The 19,002-nt window shown below is 40.7% G+C and carries 13 protein-coding genes; 4 read left to right on the top strand and 9 right to left on the bottom strand.

The window, feature by feature from the left end:
• Nucleotides 1-58: 58 nt before the first annotated feature.
• From recQ to LXL81_RS26725, 4 genes are all read right to left on the bottom strand, one after another.
• Nucleotides 59-2,212 carry a DNA helicase RecQ gene (recQ, locus tag LXL81_RS26740; RefSeq protein WP_234650707.1) on the bottom strand — a complete coding sequence of 718 codons (2,154 nt, stop codon included), beginning with the start codon at nt 2,210-2,212 and terminating at the stop codon, nt 59-61.
• Nucleotides 2,213-2,327: 115 nt separating this feature from the next.
• Entirely contained in the window at nt 2,328-4,460 is a 2,133-nt protein-coding gene (locus tag LXL81_RS26735) for a helix-hairpin-helix domain-containing protein (protein WP_234650705.1), read from the bottom strand.
• A gap of 24 nt (nt 4,461-4,484) precedes the next feature.
• A complete protein-coding gene (gene nadC / locus LXL81_RS26730) occupies nt 4,485-5,348 on the bottom strand; it encodes a carboxylating nicotinate-nucleotide diphosphorylase (protein WP_234650703.1) in 864 nt (287 codons plus the stop codon).
• A gap of 108 nt (nt 5,349-5,456) precedes the next feature.
• Entirely contained in the window at nt 5,457-7,232 is a 1,776-nt protein-coding gene (locus LXL81_RS26725; RefSeq protein ID WP_234650701.1) for a capsule assembly Wzi family protein, read from the bottom strand.
• Between the two features lie 122 nt (nt 7,233-7,354).
• On the opposite strand from LXL81_RS26725, the gene upp reads away from it, so the two are divergent.
• Entirely contained in the window at nt 7,355-7,996 is a 642-nt protein-coding gene (upp, locus tag LXL81_RS26720; protein ID WP_234650699.1) for a uracil phosphoribosyltransferase, read from the top strand.
• 73 nt (nt 7,997-8,069) lie between these two features.
• Here the strand turns inward: upp and LXL81_RS26715 are convergent, their stop codons facing one another.
• Nucleotides 8,070-11,096: a TonB-dependent receptor domain-containing protein gene (locus LXL81_RS26715; RefSeq protein WP_234650697.1), complete on the bottom strand. Its 3,027-nt coding sequence runs from the start codon at nt 11,094-11,096 to the stop codon at nt 8,070-8,072.
• Nucleotides 11,097-11,377: 281 nt separating this feature from the next.
• Here LXL81_RS26715 and LXL81_RS26710 point away from each other — a divergent pair, with 281 nt between their 5' ends.
• Nucleotides 11,378-12,445 carry a mannose-1-phosphate guanylyltransferase gene (locus LXL81_RS26710; protein ID WP_234650695.1) on the top strand — a complete coding sequence of 356 codons (1,068 nt, stop codon included), beginning with the start codon at nt 11,378-11,380 and terminating at the stop codon, nt 12,443-12,445.
• A 190-nt stretch (nt 12,446-12,635) separates the two neighbouring features.
• Here LXL81_RS26710 and recF read toward each other — a convergent pair whose 3' ends face one another.
• The gene (gene recF / locus LXL81_RS26705) at nt 12,636-13,721 is read right to left on the bottom strand and encodes a DNA replication/repair protein RecF (RefSeq protein ID WP_234650693.1); all 1,086 of its coding nucleotides are present in this window, start codon (nt 13,719-13,721) and stop codon (nt 12,636-12,638) included.
• A 129-nt stretch (nt 13,722-13,850) separates the two neighbouring features.
• Between recF and pdhA the strand changes: the two genes are divergently transcribed.
• Together pdhA and tatC are read left to right on the top strand one after the other, a co-directional pair.
• On the top strand, nt 13,851-14,879 hold the full coding sequence (gene pdhA, locus LXL81_RS26700) for a pyruvate dehydrogenase (acetyl-transferring) E1 component subunit alpha (RefSeq protein ID WP_234650691.1): 1,029 nt from the start codon (nt 13,851-13,853) through the stop codon (nt 14,877-14,879).
• A 139-nt stretch (nt 14,880-15,018) separates the two neighbouring features.
• The gene (gene tatC / locus LXL81_RS26695; RefSeq protein WP_234650689.1) at nt 15,019-15,882 is read left to right on the top strand and encodes a twin-arginine translocase subunit TatC; all 864 of its coding nucleotides are present in this window, start codon (nt 15,019-15,021) and stop codon (nt 15,880-15,882) included.
• A gap of 33 nt (nt 15,883-15,915) precedes the next feature.
• Here the strand turns inward: tatC and LXL81_RS26690 are convergent, their stop codons facing one another.
• Genes LXL81_RS26690 through LXL81_RS26680 form a run of 3 tightly spaced genes read right to left on the bottom strand, consistent with a single transcriptional unit; the run spans nt 15,916 to nt 18,935 of the window.
• Nucleotides 15,916-17,019: an aminotransferase class I/II-fold pyridoxal phosphate-dependent enzyme gene (locus LXL81_RS26690; protein WP_234650686.1), complete on the bottom strand. Its 1,104-nt coding sequence runs from the start codon at nt 17,017-17,019 to the stop codon at nt 15,916-15,918.
• On the bottom strand, nt 17,016-18,026 hold the full coding sequence (locus LXL81_RS26685; protein ID WP_234650684.1) for a dipeptide epimerase: 1,011 nt from the start codon (nt 18,024-18,026) through the stop codon (nt 17,016-17,018). Before LXL81_RS26685 ends, LXL81_RS26690 begins: the two co-directional genes overlap by 4 nt.
• A gap of 33 nt (nt 18,027-18,059) precedes the next feature.
• Nucleotides 18,060-18,935 carry an NAD kinase gene (locus LXL81_RS26680; RefSeq protein WP_234650682.1) on the bottom strand — a complete coding sequence of 292 codons (876 nt, stop codon included), beginning with the start codon at nt 18,933-18,935 and terminating at the stop codon, nt 18,060-18,062.
• Nucleotides 18,936-19,002: the final 67 nt, after the last annotated feature.

Here is a 19,002-nt window from a genome sequence, read left to right as displayed (position 1 = left end):
TACCTCAAAACTATAAATATAACTAGTACTGTGGCCTTAGTTGAGGTAAATTTACTTTTTATCTTTGATTTTCTTCCTCCCAAACCGCCAACGCCAGCTTAATCTGCCCATAATCATACTTTTCATTCAACATTTCAAAAAGAGGTTTCAGAGGCTCGTCGCGGCGGATACTTAATTCCTGTGCAGCCGTTACAATGATTTTATAGACGTTCGGATCTATTAATGCCTTCAAATTGATCTCATGGCCGTCTTCCTTTAATTTCACCAGATGAGAAATGATCGTTACCGGATTCAGGTCCCGTTTTTCTGCTATTACTTTTAAAGAATAACCCGCTTTGAATAAATCCCAGGTTTCAACGTAAGTCATTCCTTTGGCTACACGTGTTCCGGGTTTGGTATTTTCCCTTGCAAAATCAACAATCTCCTTGATAAAAGTTTCTCCATAATTCCGGAAACGCTCCGTACCAATACCTGAAATTGCCTTCATCTGTGCTTCGGATACAGGCCTTTTTTGTGCCATTTCAGATAACGTCGAGTCTGTGAAAACGACATAAGGCGGAACACCCATACGATCTGCAATTTGCTTGCGAAGCATTCTTAAACGTTCAAACAAGGCATCACGAATAATTTCCTGTTTCGGTTTTTCTTTTGGAAGCTGCGCTTCTTCTTTCGCTTTTCTTTCAGAAAGCGGGATAAATCTTACCAGTTCCACTTTCCTTTTTCCATATAGAACCTGTTGGCTTGCAGGATTTAATTTGAAGGAATGCGCTTCATCATAAGCGATATCCATCACTCCGGAATTTAATAATTGGCTGATATATTCCGCCCATTCTTCCCCGCGCAGATCGTGACCTACGCCAAAAGTGGGCAATTTGTCATAACCATATTGCAAAACATTTTTATTCCGGCTGCCACGCAAAATGTCAATCAGCATACCCATTGCCACTTTTTCTTTTGTACGGGCAATTCCTGACAATGCTTTTTGCGCAATTACAGTCGCGTCGAAACGTGACCGTGGATTCCGGCAAACATCACAATTTCCGCAATCATGATCTACGGCTTCGTTAAAATAACTTAGCAAAATCCTTCTCCGACAAATATCCGCTTCGGCATATTGCTTCATCCGGTTTAGTTTCGCGTTCAATAATTCTTTCTGTTCTTCGGACTGATCCGAATTCGCTATCATTTCCTGGCGGGTGATGATATCCATATAACTATAAAACAAAACCGTATCAGAAGGCGACCCGTCACGCCCTGCCCGGCCGATTTCCTGGTAAAAACTTTCTACGTTGGAAGGCAGATTATAATGGATAACCCAGCGGACGTTGGATTTATCAATCCCCATTCCGAAAGCCACTGTTGCAACAATAATCTGGATATCGTCCCGAAGAAACTGTTCCTGAACTTTGGATCGTTTTTCGGAGGCTAGTCCGGCATGATAAAACTCAGCCTCAAATCCTGCTTTTTGCAAACTGGCAGCTACTGTTTCTGTACCTTTCCGGCTCAGACAATAAATTATTCCGGCCTGACCGTTATGTTTTTTTAGAAAGGTTTGAATTTGTTGAATCCTGCCTCTTCCCGGCAAAACATTCAAACTCAAATTCGGTCTGTCAAAACTGGCGACAAAAGTTTGTGCCTCTTCTATACCAATTTGTTTTAAAATATCACGGCGGGTTACCCGGTCGGCTGTGGCTGTCAAAGCTATTACCGGGACTTCCGGGAAATATTTTTTCAACGCATTCAGCTGACGATATTCCGGACGAAAATCATGGCCCCAGGAAGAAATGCAATGGGATTCGTCAATGGCGAAAAGAGAAACATTCCACTCCCGCAAAAACTCAAATGTATTTCCTGAAAATAACCGTTCCGGTGCTATATAAAGTAATTTTAATTCTCCGATTTTTGCCTGCCACATCACCTGATCCTGTTCTGCCGAAGAAAGTGAAGAATTCAGAAAAGCTGCATTAACGCCATTTACCCTGAGTGCCTCAACCTGATCTTTCATCAAAGCGATCAACGGAGAAATCACAACTGTCAAACCTTCACGCATGATGGCGGGGATCTGAAAACAAACCGATTTTCCTCCACCAGTTGGCATCAGTACAAGACAATCCTTTCCGGCCATTACGGTATCGATTATTTCGGCCTGCTGTGGACGAAAAGTATCGTAGCCAAAATATTGTTTTAGAGCCTGTTCTTTATTTATAGACATGATGAAGTGGTTTCTAAGCGGTAAGCCAATATAAATTCGAACTCAGGGATTATTCCTAATGTCAAATCCGGTATGTATTTTATTATAAAACGAAAATATCCGCAAAAGTAACGATTCAAAACTGATACATGACCTGCGCTTTCAATTCACTCCGTTTTTTACCTTCAATCTCATTAAGTCCGGAACTGATCGTTTCCAGTTTTGAGTAATTCGTCCGAGACCATCGGAGCCAGAGTTTCATCTTTTGTGTCAATGGATAACGCAGCATCAAATAATGCCTTGTTCCCTGGTCATAATAAGCCGGAAGTGAAAAAGCGTACAACATATCCTTTTCATAAACATATTGCCGACTATCGTAATTGTCTGTTTTGAAAAAAGCAATTCGTCCGCTCAATTCCAGTTTGGAAAGCCGGTAAGTGATATCCTGCACAATGGTAAATCCGGAAGATTTCGATTTTCCTTCATACCAAAAATCACCACCCTGCAAGCGCGTACGAACTGAGAATTTTAACGGAATTTCATATTCAAAATTAATCATCGCAGTTCGCCGAATCGTTGTTAAAACCTGCGGTATCGGAAACGGAGAATCCGGCTCGTTATGCGCTTTGTGTTTTTCGTGAAAAACGGCATACATATTTAGCTTTTTATTCGGTTTCCAAAGTGCGTGCAGGAAATAATCAACCCCGTCCGAAGGCGCGTTTATCTGATATTTCAGCCATGGAAAATAAAAACGATCATAAAATCCACTGAATTGCCAGCGCCGGTTTGGCGAATAACGGAGTCCCCAGTAAGTACCGGTTTCATTGATTGGACGTGTTGCTTCACTGATTGAACCGCCATAAAGGGAGTGAAAATTCCGGTCGTAATGCCGGAGCAAAAGAGTGAAATCGATCGTTCTTCCCAAGCCTGCAATCAAACCTCCAACTCCACCCAATCCGCCACTTTTAGATCTTGCAACTTCTCCAAAAAAGTGCATATTCTGCCAGCGATAATCTCCGTGGACTCCTATTACGGTATTTTGGTTTCCCTCAAATTCAAATTTATTAAAGAGCTCATCCTTTTTATGTAAAGTTGCACTGTAAAAGGTATTCAAAACCGTAATTCCAATCTGTCCGCGTTGGGATAACAATTTGTAAAGCGCATGAAAACCTACATTTTGCTCACCAATCGTTCCCTGGTTTTCACGCTCTGTTTTTGTGCGGTGATAACCGGAAATTTGTAACGATGAAACCGTAAGTTCGTCCTGAATAGTGGCATTGTTTTCCAGATTTCCATCACGTCTTGTGTAGGAATAAAATAATGTAACATCAAGTTGTTTTCTGAGCGCATAAGTTGCAGCAAGACCTCTGAAAAAACCTGATTCTAAAACAGAAGTAAAAGGTCGTAATCCCAACGTGCTGCGATAAGTTGTCCTGATCACTTCCGAGCCTTTTCCCAAAGAAAATCCGCCGGACATGATCATACCTTGACCGGCCTGCATTTGATAATCTCCGATAATCAGATTTTTTAATTTGCCTCGATTCATGATCTGTGCATGAAAAGAAGAAAAATCAGCACCAAAAATCTGTTTTTTCGGCTGCCAGCTCAGAACTTCGCCGGCATCATTTTCCATGACAAAACCAAAACTATATGAACCCGCCCGGGCATAACGATAACGGATATTTCCATACAAGGGTTTTCCCTGATAGCGGGAAGTTGAACGGCCAGACGTATCGATCGACGTAAATCCTTTTTGTTTTTCCAGTACACGGCCGGACCTTAACAATAAAAAATGCTGAGACGGATTTTGTAAGGATTCCTTAAAAGGCAATGCTTTCGGTCTGACGTTTACAAAAGGCATTAATTTTCTGATCGTAATGATATCAAAATCCGGCACTGCCTGTAACTCATAAAGCGATAAAAATGGCCCCAGCTTCTGACGGTAATCAAAAAATGATCTTATCTGTACTTCTGACAGAATTAGTGTAGCCGTTAATTCATCCGTCGTAACAGTATTCAGATCCAGCGGATTGGTATATAATTGAAATAACAATTCATACAAACCTTCATTACTATTTTCTTCCGTAGCAATCGGAATAAGATCCTGAATAAACTGGTTGATGTCAATTTCCGGACGTGGCGGTTCCTGGGCGGAAAGTTTTGTGGCAAGAAAAAATATGCAAAAAAGTGTTAAAACACCTAACCGAAAAATCGCACATGAATGCCTGTATTGCGGCTTCATGTGCGATTTTTCTTTATCGTTCGTCATCCTTTACGGATTTGTTTAGCAGGGTTAGAAAGCCTTCAAACTTAAATCCAGACTTTGTATCTGGTGTGTCAATGCGCCGCTGGAAATGGAGTTAACGCCGGTTTCTGCGACTGCGCGTAAAGTTTTTTCAGTAATATTTCCGGAAGCTTCTGTTTCAAAACGGCCGTTAATCCGCTTCACAGCTTCACGCATATTTTCCAGAGAAAAATTATCAAGCATAATAATATCAACCTGGCCGACACGTAAAACTTCATCCACCTCAGCCAGACTACGTGTTTCTATTTCAATTCTCAGATCTTTTCCCGTAGCCTTCAGATAATTTCTTGCGTTGGTAATGGCCGCCTCAATGCCTCCGGCATAATCAACGTGATTATCTTTCAGCATAATCATATCATAAAGGCCCATTCTATGATTTACCGCGCCACCAATTTTTGTTGCCATTTTTTCAAACAGACGGAAATTAGGCGTCGTTTTACGCGTATCCAGTAATTTCACCGGCAGATCACCAATGATATCAACCATTTCCCTCGCGTAAGTGGCAATACCACTCATACGCTGCATAATGTTCAGGAGCAATCTTTCTGCCTTTAAGATCAGCTGCGCACTTGCTTCGATCGTCAGAATAATGTCACCAACTTTTATCCGCGTTCCGTCGTGAATTAACACTTCAACTTTCGCTTTTGGATGATTGTATAAAGTTGCCGTTTCTTCTAAAATAACAAGCGCCACTTCAACACCCGCCAAAATTCCTTCCTGTTTTACCAATAAACGCGCTTTTTTCATCGCACCAGCCGGGACGCTGGAAAGGGAAGAATGATCTCCGTCGCCGATATCTTCCAGCAATGCCAACTGAATTAAATCGCGTAATACGTGTGGGTTGGTTTCCATATTTTGAGAATGATCTGTATTGAAGAATTAAATAAAATCATAACAGAAATTATTCGTCATCTTCAATACTTTATGAATACGTTTTTTTAATAATGAAGTCACAAAAAATCAGAAGGTCTGATTCCGGTATGCCATATTGTAACGGATCGCAAAAGAGAAAATTTTAGACTTTTCCGCAACGTTGACATCCTCTGATTTTAAATTTCTGAACAAACAACGGGCATCCAGAAAGAAATTATGTGCCAGTGAATAGGTCAGACGTAAATCAGTAAAGGATGTTTTTGCCAGCATACCTTGCCCTATCTTATGGCCCAGATTATTATTCCCCGGGATTACAGCTGTCCTGGTATCATAATCCAGCAAGGGATTACTCCCGAAATTTGCCCCCGATCCTGTCGGATCTTTTCCCTGTTTCGCAAACATTTGCGTGCCGTAGATCGAAAGTCGCGGCGTAACCTTATACCTTACAATGCCCAGCAACTCTTTAAAATTGGCTCCCAACGGATGCGCCAGCGATTGATTATAATGAACATAATTTCGCCCACCGTCTTTATGCGAGTAGGTATAAGGCCGCACAATATTTAACTCAGTCTGCAAATCCAGATTAGGAATTCCAAAAGCATCAATATACTTCCCGCCTAACTGAAAACTGTATTTATTGGTCCAGGATCCGTCGCCATTAAACATATGTTTTGTCAAAAATTCATCTAAAACAAACTGACTGTAAATAGATGCCTTTTTTCCAACCAGCCATCTGAAATCAAACCCCAGCAAAGCATTATCCTGGCTTCCGATGTAAGATTCGATGTAACGGTAAAAGATAATCGGGTTTAAATAATTTAAGTCAAAACCACCACCAGTAGAATCACGACTAAAAACCTCAGCTTCAAAAACACCAATATTGATTTTGTCGGTGACATTAACACTCAAATGATGTATGGCTGAAAACTTTTTATTAAGTAAAAGACCTTCGCTGGCTCCCTTCTGATTATTGATCATGCTCGACCACAAATTGGTATAGTGAAAGCGACCAAGCTGTGTGTCAATTCTTAAAAATAAATATGGGCTGCTATTGTCCGAAAGCAATAACGATCGATAACCGCTGCCAAAAACATTGACATCATGACCGAATTTAACATTGATAGCCTTCAATGGCTTGAAAGTGATATAACCTCTTCCTGAAAAATAATCAACGCCCTTATCATTCTGGATTTTTTTGGCCAAACCTTCACCCGGAAAATTATACGCCTTGGTATAATCCATAACGTATTTAGGAAAAACACCTTGATTATCACTTACATAAGTATAAAATCCCAACTTTTCATTGATCATACCGCGAATTTCAACGCCGCGACTTGTCAGCCAAAGTGGAGAATCAACGTTGTTATCGCTTCCTATAAAATTGTTGGTAGTAAAATTTAAATGCAGATCGAAGTCCTTGTCGTGATAACTATAAAAATCGGCCGGGTGCTGCCAGAATCTTCTTTGTCCGTTACTCATTTTCCCTTTGAAAAGCCTGAATTTATTTCCGGGATCCAGTCGGGAAAGTTTGGATGAACGGGCTGAATCTGTTGAAACATAACCTTTGGTCCATTCCCAGCTATCTTCCCTTAAATAATCGATAGTCTGCCAATCCCTTTCCGTAAGCGAAACATTTCCCTCTTTTAGTATAGAATCCGTCAATTCAACGATTGCCTTTCTCTCAAATGGTTTTACATTTGAATGAAATCCTTCCGAAAATTTTCCGCGTTTAATTTCAAGGCGATCGATCAGATGGTAATAGTCATCATTGATTGGAGCGAAGGTACTTTGGGAAAAAACATATGATGAAGTAATCAATATAAAAAAAACACATAAGAAGAACTTGTCGAAGCGTTGATTCATAGATAAATATTTCTATTATGCGGGTAAATCGGCATTAATGCAACTAATTTGAACGAAAGTGTCAAATTTCGTCAATCATATTGTAATATCTTGTATCGAATAGGTTAAATAAGATCAAAGTTATGTTTTTACTATCCCAGAAGCCTTCCATTGTTGACCACTTCATTGCCGAACTACGCGATTCTGACATCCAGAAAGATCGAATGCGATTTCGCCGCAATATTGAACGTGTCGGGGAACTGCTCGCTTATGAAATTTCAAAATCTTTGATCTATCGCTCCACATCGGTGGAAACGCCTCTGGGAAAAGCACCTTCAAGAGCTTTGCTTCAAACCGTTGTACTCGCCCCGATTTTACGCGCCGGACTTCCTTTACATCAGGGTTTTTTGAATATGTTTGACAAAGCGGATAATGCATTTGTTGGTGCTTATCGCGGACATAATCTTAAAGATGATGAATTTGAAGTAGAAATGGACTATATCACCAGTCCCGATCTTAGTGGAAAAACGTTAATTCTTATTGACCCGATGCTGGCAACAGGCCGCTCACTGGAGAAAGTTTACCATGCACTTTTACGTTTCGGCATTCCCGCACAGACACATATTGCATCTGTGATCGCAAGCCCTGAAGGTGTTGATTTCCTGCAAAAACGCGTTCCACAATGCAGATTATGGGTTGGAGCTCTGGACGAACGTTTGAATGAACAATATTATATTGTGCCGGGACTTGGAGATGCCGGCGACCTGTCTTTTGGATCAAAATAATCTTTATAAATAATCAAACTTTGATTAAAATATTTATCCGTACTACGACCCAAAACCGTAGTACGGATTTTTTTCAATTCAATAATTCATCAAAAGTGATGGACACATAATACATAGCTCCTACCGACGGATTAGCCCAGCCTGTTGTATAAAGTTTGCCGGTCAGGTTGGTTCCGCCGATTTTAACTATTGATTTAATAGAAGTTATTTTTCTGCTGATTTGTGCATCTAAAGTTGAGTAAGCCGGAATCACCGTTTTTTGCTGAACATTAGCCGCTACGCTCGCCACAGAAGCCTGCCAAACCATGCTTGACTGATGGCGGAACGTAATACCAAAGCCCCAGCCAGTCCGGTTGATGTCACGATTTGAAAAACCCAGATTGAAACGATATTTTGGGGAATTAAAAAAAGTGACAAACGAAGGATCATTCTTCAAAAGCTCCGCATTGTTGTTCAGAATATTTTGGGTGAGATTTCCGTTGAAAGTATATCCTTTTCCCAAAACATAATCCAGCCCCACGCCCCAACCGGAATTCTTCACCGTTTGTGTTGCATTCACCGGCATACTGTACGTATTTCTTTTGGTCGGATCCAGAAGATCGGTAAGCGGACCATTAGAATCTTTTCTTTGCAAAAGAACTGTAACTCCGTCAAAAGTTAAAAAACGGTTGTAATAGTAAAATGCATCTATATATAATTTGTTTCTGATAACACCTTTATAACCAACCTCATAAGTTTGCACGCGTTCAGGCTGCCATTCGCGGAACTTGTATGGTTTCAAACTTCCATCTTGTAAACTGGACGAAGTTATGGCCGTTTGCTCATATACCGCATTCCCTACCATATTGTATTTCTCACGGAAAAGAGGAAGTCCGCCTACCAACCTTACACTCGGTGTCAACAAATTGATGTATTGATTTTGAGTGGTTGGAATACGGAAACCACGCTGAAAAGATGCACGGAAATTATGATTTTTAGCAACCGTGTAAACTCCGGAAATACGCGGGCTGAACTGCCCCTTGAAATTCATGTTTTTATCATACCGAACAGATGCAGTCAGTTTAAAAACATCACCAAAGCTTTTGGATGCTTGGGTATATGCGCCATATTCTTTGATATTAAACTCTTTTCCCGTTGGTGTTCCGTCCTGAGTTTCAAATAATGTCCCACCCGAATTAAGATCGTAAATCCGGTAATTTGCACCTGCAATTAATTCTATAACCCTGGGGTTAATCAGCTTTGTGAAATTATACATTCCTTCCGCATGGTATAAATTCGATTTGTCAAGGAATTTTGCCCCGTTCGGAATTGGTTTGGTTTTAATATCAGAAACCGTGGATTCGAACTGGGTTCCGCCTGGCAAATATTGTTGATTAGCGGTAGCAATTCCAGGCGCAAGCGCAGTGGTTAACCATTGAGTATTATTGGCACCAGCATAAGCATTGGCGGCTGCGGAAGCTGCCTGAATGGCCTGTTGCTGCGATAACCCACCAGCAAGCCCGGCCTGATAAGCCTGAAGTAATGCACCTCCGTATTGTGTCAAAGCCGTATTTAAAAAAGAAGGAAGTCCTGCGCCCAGTGCCGTTTGCAAATAACTCTGACTAACCAGACTTCCTAAAACGCCCATGGCATAGGCATCTCCTGAATTTTCCCTCGTCATGTAAGCTCGCACAAAAAAGTTGCTTCCTTTGACCTCTGCCTTATATTGCCCAATAGAAAAATTTTGAATATTGTAACGATCCGCACCTGTATATACCGCAGAACCCTTGCCCCAGTTTGCCTGCAAAATCGCTTCAACATTATCATTTAAACGATAGTGTAGCGAAGCATTCAGTTTCAGACTTTTAGCAGGATAATTGGTTAAAGCATTTTCCGCATATCCGGGCGCGTTTAAATAATATTGAGGCACAACCTTGCTGAATATAGATCTGGCTATGTCTAACTGTTGAAGCGGTGTCTGGCCTCCCAGTAATTGTGGAAGTGTCAGGTTTCCTGCTTGCGGAATTTGTGTTGAATAGATAGCCCCCAGGGCTGCGGAGGTTCCGTTAGCACCGGTACCGGGAATACCGTTGGCGTACAGCACATTATAGACATTGGCTCCAACATCCCCCAATCGGTTGACACCATCATAATATGGGTTATTCAAAACATTATTGTTATTATTTTCAAGTGAGGTACCATTTACCAGGCTTTGATCTCGATAATCTGTTGCCTGCCAATCTTTTGCTGTCAGATATGATGCGTTTACTTTGAATGCCAGACGATTATTAAACGCTTTGGCATAACGGATACCCATATCATAAAAAGGCGTGTTTGTTTTGGTACGGTTGGAAGCGCTCATTACACCTGATTTTCCGTAAGCACTCAGCCCCTGATACGTAAACGGAGATTTACTGTTCATCAAAATAATCCCATTGATCGCATTCGGGCCATATAAGGCAGACGCTGCGCCTGGCAGGATTTCAACACTTTCCACATCGAGTTCTGGAATGCCGGCTACGTTACCAACCGAAAAATTCAACCCCGGTGCCTGATTGTCCATACCGTCAATTAATTGAACAACACGTGTATTTCCATTCGCTCCAAACCCGCGCGTGCTGACTGACTTAAATGTCAGCGACTGGGTACTCATTTCAACGCCTTTTAAATTTTGAAGCGCGTCATAAAAAGATGCCTGAGGCGTTTCACGAATGGTGCGGATATCAATTTTTTCTATTGAAACCGGCGAGCGCATTACACTTTCTTCTACTCTTGAAGCGGAAACGATCAGCTCTTTTCCCAGAATAGCCTGCTCAACAAGCTTGACCTCAATATTTGAAATTCCTCCCGTAATATTTATTTCCTGTGTTTCAAAGCCTACTGAAGAAACAACCAGTGTAAAAGGCGGAAGAGAAGTTGTTGCCAGATTAAAATTGCCTTCTGCGTTGGTAATCGTGCCAATGATTTTATTTTTAACCTGAACACTGACTCCGGTCAGAGGTTCATTTGTAGAAGCCTCTACTACTTTTCCACTGATACTGGTTTGACAAAAAGCAAAGCCCGAGTACAGTAAAAGTATCACGACAAAACATGATACCTTTTGGGTAAAATTTGGATACATATACTTAATGGGTTATAGTTTGATGATTAGCAATTTAAATGAATTAAGTTACATCCTAGTATAATTGTACTATTTTTTCTTTATATTATTAATAAAATATAGAATGTTAATCGAATTCAGAATAAATGGGAATCAGACACTTTATTTTTTGTTAATTAGGGAAAGCGATTAATACCAATTGGTGAAAAATATATTAACAAATCCGCAGAATTGGCATCATCAATTGTTTATCCTTAGCTTTACCGCATCTAATACGCTATAAATAACTTTACACTTCTACAATGCAAAATACATTTGTGATTATCATGGCAGGAGGAGTTGGTACACGTTTCTGGCCTTTCAGCCGTACTGATTTTCCTAAGCAATTTCATGATGTGCTCGGAACCGGAAAAACACTTTTACAACAGACTGTTGAACGTTTTGATGGCGTTTGTCCTCCGGAAAATATTTATATAGTAAGCAGTCAGGAATATAAAAATATAATCAAAGAGCAAATTCCAATGTTGTCGGACGACCAGATTCTTCTGGAACCGCATAGAAGAAATACGGCACCTTGTATTGCTTATGCATGTTACAAAATTGCTTCACAAAATCCTGATGCCAATATTGTTGTTGCCCCTGCTGACCATATTATTCTAAAAGAAGAAACGTTCAAGGATACGATCAAAATAGCCCTGGGTGCAACCAGAAATGATGATGTGCTGATAACATTGGGTATTCAACCAACCAGGCCTGATACCGGTTATGGTTATATCCAGTATATTCCGGACAAATTGACGGTAAAAAAAGTAAAATCTTTTACCGAAAAACCTCATCTGGAATTAGCAGAGCAGTTTCTCGACAGCGGGGATTTTGTCTGGAACGCAGGAATATTTGTCTGGAACGTTCAGGCTTTCAAACGCGCATTACGTGCATACCAGCCCGATATAGCAGAGATTTTTGAAAGTGGGGATACCCATTATTATAAAGAAACCGAAGAATCTTTTATCAGCAAAGCCTATTCCCATTGCGGAAGCATTTCTATCGACAATGGAATTATGGAAAAAGCTGACAATGTGCATGTGGTATTGAGCAGTTTCGGATGGTCAGATCTGGGTACCTGGAAATCTCTATATGAAGTTTCTAAAAAAGACGAATTCCAGAATGTGACTGAGGGAAATCTCATTTTGCATAACACAACAGATTGTATCATAAAAACACCTCAGGAAAAGCTTGTGGTAATTAACGGCCTGGACGGATTCATTGTAGCCGAATATGACGGCGTTCTGTTAATCTGCAAAAAAGACGAAGAACAAAAAGTAAAAGAATTCGTAGCGCAAGCGAAAGAGCTTCATACCAAATACGTTTAGTTAAACGCAGAGTAAAGGGAGTTAGGCATGGAGTTTCGCGGCTTATTTTTTGTTTAAACGCAGAGTAAAAGGAGTATGGCGCGAGTTCCACGGTTTATTAACCGAAAGATATGCTTAACTCTCTTTTTAAAACTAAAATAAAAACTTCCCAAACTCCGCGCCCAACTCCCCGACCTCTGCGTTTAAACAATTACCGGTTTATTTCGAAGAAGCGCACGTCTGCCTTTACTTTTTCTAAAATTTTCTGTGACCGTTCCGGTCTTGCATCCGTTATAAAAACCTGCCCAAGAAAACCGTCATCAATCAACTCAATTAGTTTATTTATTCTTCGGTCATCAAGTTTGTCGAAAATATCATCCAGCAAAAGAATCGGTGTTTTTTCCTTTTCAATTTTAAGTAATTCAAATTGGGCAAGTTTCAGTGCGATCACAAATGATTTTTGCTGTCCCTGAGAACCGAATTTTTTTAAGGTAATTCCATCAATCTCAAAAACATATTCATCCTTATGCACACCTTTTCCGGTGCGCTGCGCGTGAAGATCGCGCGAACGGTTTTTCCTGAATTCCTGGGCGAAATCTTCTGATGCAACTTCACTTTCGTAGGACACATCAACCTGTTCTTTTCCGCTGCTTAAAAATTCGTAATACTTTCTGAACAAAGGAAGAAAACGATCCATGAAAGCGCGGCGGTGCTGGTAAATCCGTATCGCTAAAATGATTAATGGCTCATTGTAAGTATCCAGCAAATCTTCGTCCAGATAATTTCGCTCAGCGAAAAGTTTGAGTAAACCATTCCGCTGGGTTAATATCTTATTGTATTGTAAAAAATCATTTAAATATTCCGGAGTTGCCTGTGCCAATACGCCATCAAAAAATCTTCGGCGTTCTTCACTCCCATCGCGGATCAGATCGGTGTCGTTAGGTGCGATTAAAACCAAAGGAAAAAGTCCGATGTGATCACTTAGTCTATCGTAATTTTTCTTGTCGGCCATAAAAATTTTTCGTTGGCCGCGCTGAAAACTGCATGTAATCTGAATATTTCTTTCAGATTCATTAAAAATTCCATCCAGTATAAAAAAATCCTGTCCATGCCGGATACCCAAAGCATCCTGGTTATGAAATGCACTTTTGGTGAGTGTCAGGAAGTAAATCGCGTCCAATAGGTTTGTTTTCCCACTTCCGTTTTCCCCGACAAGGCAATTTACACGCTCTCCAAACGCAAAACCTTTCTCCTCATAGCTCTTAAAGTACGTAAGATGGAGCTTTTCTAACCACATGAACTTCTTTGTTATATAGTTTATGCTTATTTTCGCAAATCATTTGCGTTGTTTACCGGCAAAAACAGATCTTGTTCAAACCACTAACTTTAAGACAAAGTTCTGTCTTTATAAACGAGAACCAAATACATGGCCACCGTTACTGAAAAAATGAAAGCATCAGCACCCAAATTACAGCATTCGAAAGAACGCTATATGTTCTGGTTCGAGAACATGTTATTACAACGCCGATTCGAAGAAAAGGCTGGCCAGCTTTACGGACAGCAAAAAATCCGCGGCTTTTGTCACCTTTATATTGGACAGGAAGCATGCTCTTCGGGAGCTGCCACTGCGCTTACAAAAGGAGATAAATACATCACTGCTTATCGTGACCATGGTATTCCTTTGGCTCTGGGAACAGATCCAAAAGCAATTATGGCTGAACTTTACGGAAAGAAAACAGGAACAACAAAGGGGAAAGGCGGCTCAATGCACATTTTCGATAAAGAAAATGGCTTTGTCGGCGGACATGGTATTGTTGGTGCTCAAATTCCTTTGGGAGCAGGTATTGCCTTTGCTGAAAAGTATAACAAAACAGGTAAACTTTGCATCTGTTACTTTGGTGACGGAGCAATTCGCCAGGGTGCATTCCACGAAGCGCTGAACATGGCGATGAACTGGAAACTGCCTGTTATTTTCGTTGTTGAAAACAACGGATATGCGATGGGAACTTCGGTTGCGCGTTCATCTAACGTTACTGAATTGTATACCTTGGGAGAAGCTTACGACATTCCTTCGGAACCAGTTGACGGAATGAGTGTGGAAGCGATCCATGAAGCCGTTTCACGTGCCGCAGAACGCGCACGTAAAGGCGATGGACCAACTTTCCTGGAATTCCGTACCTATCGTTACCGTGGACACTCCATGTCTGATCCTCAGAAATACCGTTCAAAAGAAGAGGTTGAGGAATACAAACACCGCGATCCGATCGAACAAATCAGAGCTGTAATTTTGGATAACAAACTTGCTACGGCAGAAGATCTTGAAGCGATTGACAAAAAAGTAAAAGAAATCGTGGCTGAATCTGTTCAGTTCGCCGAAGATTCGGATTTTCCGGATGCATCTGAAGCTTACACTGATGTTTACGCAGAAAATGATTATCCTTTTATCATGGACTAAGTCCTGATTATAAATTTATTAAGAAAAACCCGTCGAAACGATCCGGCGGGTTTTTTGAGTAATTTTGACTTTTCGTTAATAAAAAAGATCGTAATATCGATTTCGCCCGTATATAGTGTGATTAATACCTAAAAATTGTATGCCCTTAGATCAAGAATTTGAGCACGAAGAAGAAGAAGGAGCTGGCCAGGAGATGTCTTTTATTGGACATCTTGAAGAACTTAGATGGCACGTTATCCGTGCGGTAGGGTCTATTTTGGTTTTCGCCATCATTGCTTACATATACATCAAAGAAATATATCGTTATGTAATTCTTGCTCCGGCAAAACCAGATTTTTGGACTTACAAAATGATGTGTAAATTATCCGTAATCGTTGGTTACGAAGATCTTTGTATCAAATCACTTGATTTCAAGATTCAGAGTATTGGTGTTGGAGACCAGTTTACCATGGGACTAACTTCATCTATTATTGTCGGATTAATTTTCGCATTTCCGTATGCTTTTTGGGAAATATGGCGATTTATCAAACCCGGCCTTAAAGCCTCAGAACGTAAATCTGCGCGAGGAGCCGTTTTCTATGTAACGCTTCTGTTTTTCTCAGGTGTTCTTTTTGGTTACTTTGTGGTTACACCTCTGGCAATCAACTTTTTGGCAAACTATAAATTGGATGAATCCATTGCCAATGAATTCAATATATCCTCTTACATTTCAACAGTAGCAACTTTAACACTTGCCTGCGGTATTGCATTCCAGTTACCGATTGTTGTATTTGTTTTATCCAAAGTGGGCATTTTAACGCCAAGTTTTATGCGTGAATATCGCAAACATGCCATGATTGTTATTTTGATTGTTGCGGCCATAATTACACCATCACCGGATATTTACAGCCAGATTCTGGTAGCGATTCCTTTATTAATGCTTTACGAGATCAGTATATTTGTTTCTGCAAAGATTGCAAGAGAGAAATTGCGTGAAGAACAAGCTTTGCAAGGGCCGTTATAAGACGAGTGCAAGCATGAATTAAAAGAAGAAATCTTAAAATTTCATACAGACCTCGGCCAATCGGTCGAGGTCTTCTTTTTGATGTATCGCGCTGATCACGATTCTTGTGATGGGTGGATCTGTTGGCTGTGGATAAGAAAAACAGGATGCCATAATTCCATTTTCTTCCAGAAAATCAAATAGCTTACTGTTCATACTGCAAAAAACGGGATAAGTTGATGTGCTCACAAAAAGTCCGGTTTCAGTCAGTTTTTCAGAAATATAAGCCATATTGTCAAGCAGCTGCTGATGAACAATTGGATAAGTGTTTGATTCAAGTAATTTGTTGAGTGCATACATGTACGCCGGCGGTGAAGGAGATGCACCTGAAAAAAACGGACTTTTCCGGATAGAAGTTATACTATCAAAATCTCCCAGAATTACACCGCCTGGAATTCCCAATGCTTTGTTCAGGGAAGAAGAAACGATTAATTTAACCTGTTGAATTGAAGACAATGTTCTTAAAATCCCTCCCCCATTTTCACCTAAAACACCCAATCCATGCGAGTCATCGACGATGAGATAGATTCTTCTATGAAATGGGAGCTTATTAAAAACTGAAAAATCAAACCTCTCAACAAAAGGAGAACCTATGGAATCTGAACAAATAATGTGAATACAATCTGAATGGCTTTCCTGAATTGTTTGAATGGTATTGTTTGCCCAATCCTCCCAACCTGAAGTTTCAGGTGAAAATTCTGCTGCCCATAAGGCTGGATGAACCCTTGGCGCGTAATAATAACGGATATTTGATGTATGGGAATTTGTATGTTGTAAATCCGAAGCAATAATCCCTGGTAATTCTTTCATCAGCAACTGCCCGGCCCACATACCTGATGACGTTGTTAATGCCGCAGGAGCACCGGAAAACTTCGCCAGGGCTGTTTCAGTTTCTTCATAAATTTCCAGCCTCAGACTATTATTCCTCGAACTTCCGAAATGTGTTCCGTAAATCGAATTTCCTTCTTTCAGATAAGTTAGAAATCCTTTATGATGGCCCATTCCCAAATAATCCGTTCCACTGAAATAAAGATATTCCTTCCCGTTATTCAGTAAAACCTTTCGGCCTGGCAAATGACTGGTGGGATAGATTTTCATTTTAATACTGCGCCAGTACCATTTTCGGACGCATAAATCACTTTCCCAAAATCAAAAGTTACACCCGTTGCCGGGTCGTTTTTGATCAATAAAGAACCGTCCATATCGACATAATCCAATAGAGGGAGCAAATGGCCAATGGCAGAAATTCCTACGCTGGATTCAGTCATACAACCAACCATCGTGGTCATATTTAAATCTTTCGCTTCCTGGATCATCCGCCGGGCAGACGTTAATCCGCCACATTTGGTAAGCTTTATATTAACCCCATGAAAAAGTCCGTAACATTTTATGACATCACTTTCCAGAATGCAACTTTCGTCGGCTATCACAGGCAAAACACTGCCGGAAAAAACCTTTTTCATACCTTCAATATCATCGGCCGGTAAGGGTTGTTCAATAAATTCAACACCCAGATTTTTTAATTCACCGGAAAATTTAATTGTTTGTTCGGCAGACCAGGCACAATTTGCATCCACACGAAAAGCAGCCGTGGTATGCGCCCGTAATTCTCTTACAATCCGAAGATCGTCATCGGTACCTAATTTTATTTTGTAAATCGGCCAGGGAAGTTCCTGCATTTTTGAAACCATTTTTTCAACGGTATCAATACCAATCGTAAAATTGGTCAATGGATTACGATCAATGGATAAACCCCAGCTCTTATACAATTTCTGACCTTTTTTCTTGGCAAATAAATCATGTGCAGCTTCATCCAAAGCACATTGTGCAAAGGAATTATTTTTAAGGTAAGGATTTACTTTTGCCCACAATTCCTCGGGAGAATTCAGTGTATCAGCCTCAATCATTGAACGGATGCTTTCAAGAGAAGTGATCATTTTCTCAATCGTGGCACCATAATATGGATTGGAAGTTGCCTCACCAAAACCGCTGAAATCACCGTCTTTCATCTCAACAATCAATGTCTGCTGCATATCGCGGGAATCATGCGCAATGGTGAAAGTGTGTTTTAATTCAAGATTAAAGGAATGGAATATCAGCTGCATGTTTTCTTAAATTGATGTCAGAAAAGAAACCGGTCAGTTTCTCATATCAAGTCCCCAGGATAATTTACTGCGCAAGGTATCCAAAAAGCTGTCGTCACGCATTTTTATAAGGCGGGCGGTAAAATCTGCTTTGCTAACTGTGAGTTCTGTTACCTCATCCACAACTCTGGAACGCGAATCCATCGAAACAAGGAAATTATTGCTGCGACTTTTCACTTCCAGCCTGATCACCGAAGAATCTTCTACAACCAAAGGCCGTACGTTCAGGTTATGCGGACTCACCGGCGTGATAATAAAATTTTGGGAATGCGGCACCAGAACCGGACCGCCACAGCTTAAAGAGTAACCTGTTGAGCCGGTTGGTGTAGAAATAATCAGTCCATCCGCCCAGTAAGAATTCAGGAATTCGTCATTCAGGTAAGTATGAACCGTGATCATGGAAGCCGTATCGGTTTTTGTAATTGTAAAATCATTCAAACCAAAATTTCTTCCTTCAAACAAATCAATATTAGATTCAACTTTTACGAGCGTTCTTTCGTCAATTTTATACTGGTTATTTTCCAACGCTTCTATCATATCAGAAATCCGCTCGGGAGAAACCGTCGCCAGAAAGCCCAGGCGGCCTACATTGATACCAATGACAGGAATCCGTCTTTTACCAACATGAGAAATAGTTTCCAGCAAAGTCCCGTCCCCGCCCATGCTCACAACCATCCGGGCATTGCAAAGTTCATCCGGGTTTCCGTAAACCATATTTGAAAAATGCTGTATGCCTTGTTTATCCAAAAAGGACCGGAACGGCTCGGAAAGCTGAACGTCGATTTTCCGACGGGACAGCTCATTGAACATAGATTCTATAAACGGGCGGGCAGACTCATTGAAGTTGCGTCCGTGAATTGCTATTTTCATGCAAAGAAAAGTATGTGATCCTTTTAGTCCGCAAGATACGGGACAAAATGCCGATTGGCAATGTACT

It is taken from the genome of Dyadobacter sp. CY356, assembly GCF_021440195.1.
GTDB lineage: Bacteria > Bacteroidota > Bacteroidia > Cytophagales > Spirosomataceae > Dyadobacter.
Note: the sequence above shows the minus strand (reverse complement) of the source record. Positions and strands in the feature narration are given on the sequence as shown.

Bases quoted from the DNA above. Each gene is read 5' to 3' on its own strand.
- recQ (WP_234650707.1), bottom strand. From the start codon at position 2,212: ATGTCTATAAATAAAGAACAGGCTCTAAAACAATATTTTGGCTACGAT.
- LXL81_RS26735 (WP_234650705.1), bottom strand. From the start codon at position 4,460: ATGACGAACGATAAAGAAAAATCGCACATGAAGCCGCAATACAGGCAT.
- nadC (WP_234650703.1), bottom strand. From the start codon at position 5,348: ATGGAAACCAACCCACACGTATTACGCGATTTAATTCAGTTGGCATTG.
- LXL81_RS26725 (WP_234650701.1), bottom strand. From the start codon at position 7,232: ATGAATCAACGCTTCGACAAGTTCTTCTTATGTGTTTTTTTTATATTG.
- upp (WP_234650699.1), top strand. From the start codon at position 7,355: ATGTTTTTACTATCCCAGAAGCCTTCCATTGTTGACCACTTCATTGCC.
- LXL81_RS26715 (WP_234650697.1), bottom strand. From the start codon at position 11,096: ATGTATCCAAATTTTACCCAAAAGGTATCATGTTTTGTCGTGATACTT.
- LXL81_RS26710 (WP_234650695.1), top strand. From the start codon at position 11,378: ATGCAAAATACATTTGTGATTATCATGGCAGGAGGAGTTGGTACACGT.
- recF (WP_234650693.1), bottom strand. From the start codon at position 13,721: ATGTGGTTAGAAAAGCTCCATCTTACGTACTTTAAGAGCTATGAGGAG.
- pdhA (WP_234650691.1), top strand. From the start codon at position 13,851: ATGGCCACCGTTACTGAAAAAATGAAAGCATCAGCACCCAAATTACAG.
- tatC (WP_234650689.1), top strand. From the start codon at position 15,019: ATGCCCTTAGATCAAGAATTTGAGCACGAAGAAGAAGAAGGAGCTGGC.
- LXL81_RS26690 (WP_234650686.1), bottom strand. From the start codon at position 17,019: ATGAAAATCTATCCCACCAGTCATTTGCCAGGCCGAAAGGTTTTACTG.
- LXL81_RS26685 (WP_234650684.1), bottom strand. From the start codon at position 18,026: ATGCAGCTGATATTCCATTCCTTTAATCTTGAATTAAAACACACTTTC.
- LXL81_RS26680 (WP_234650682.1), bottom strand. From the start codon at position 18,935: ATGAAAATAGCAATTCACGGACGCAACTTCAATGAGTCTGCCCGCCCG.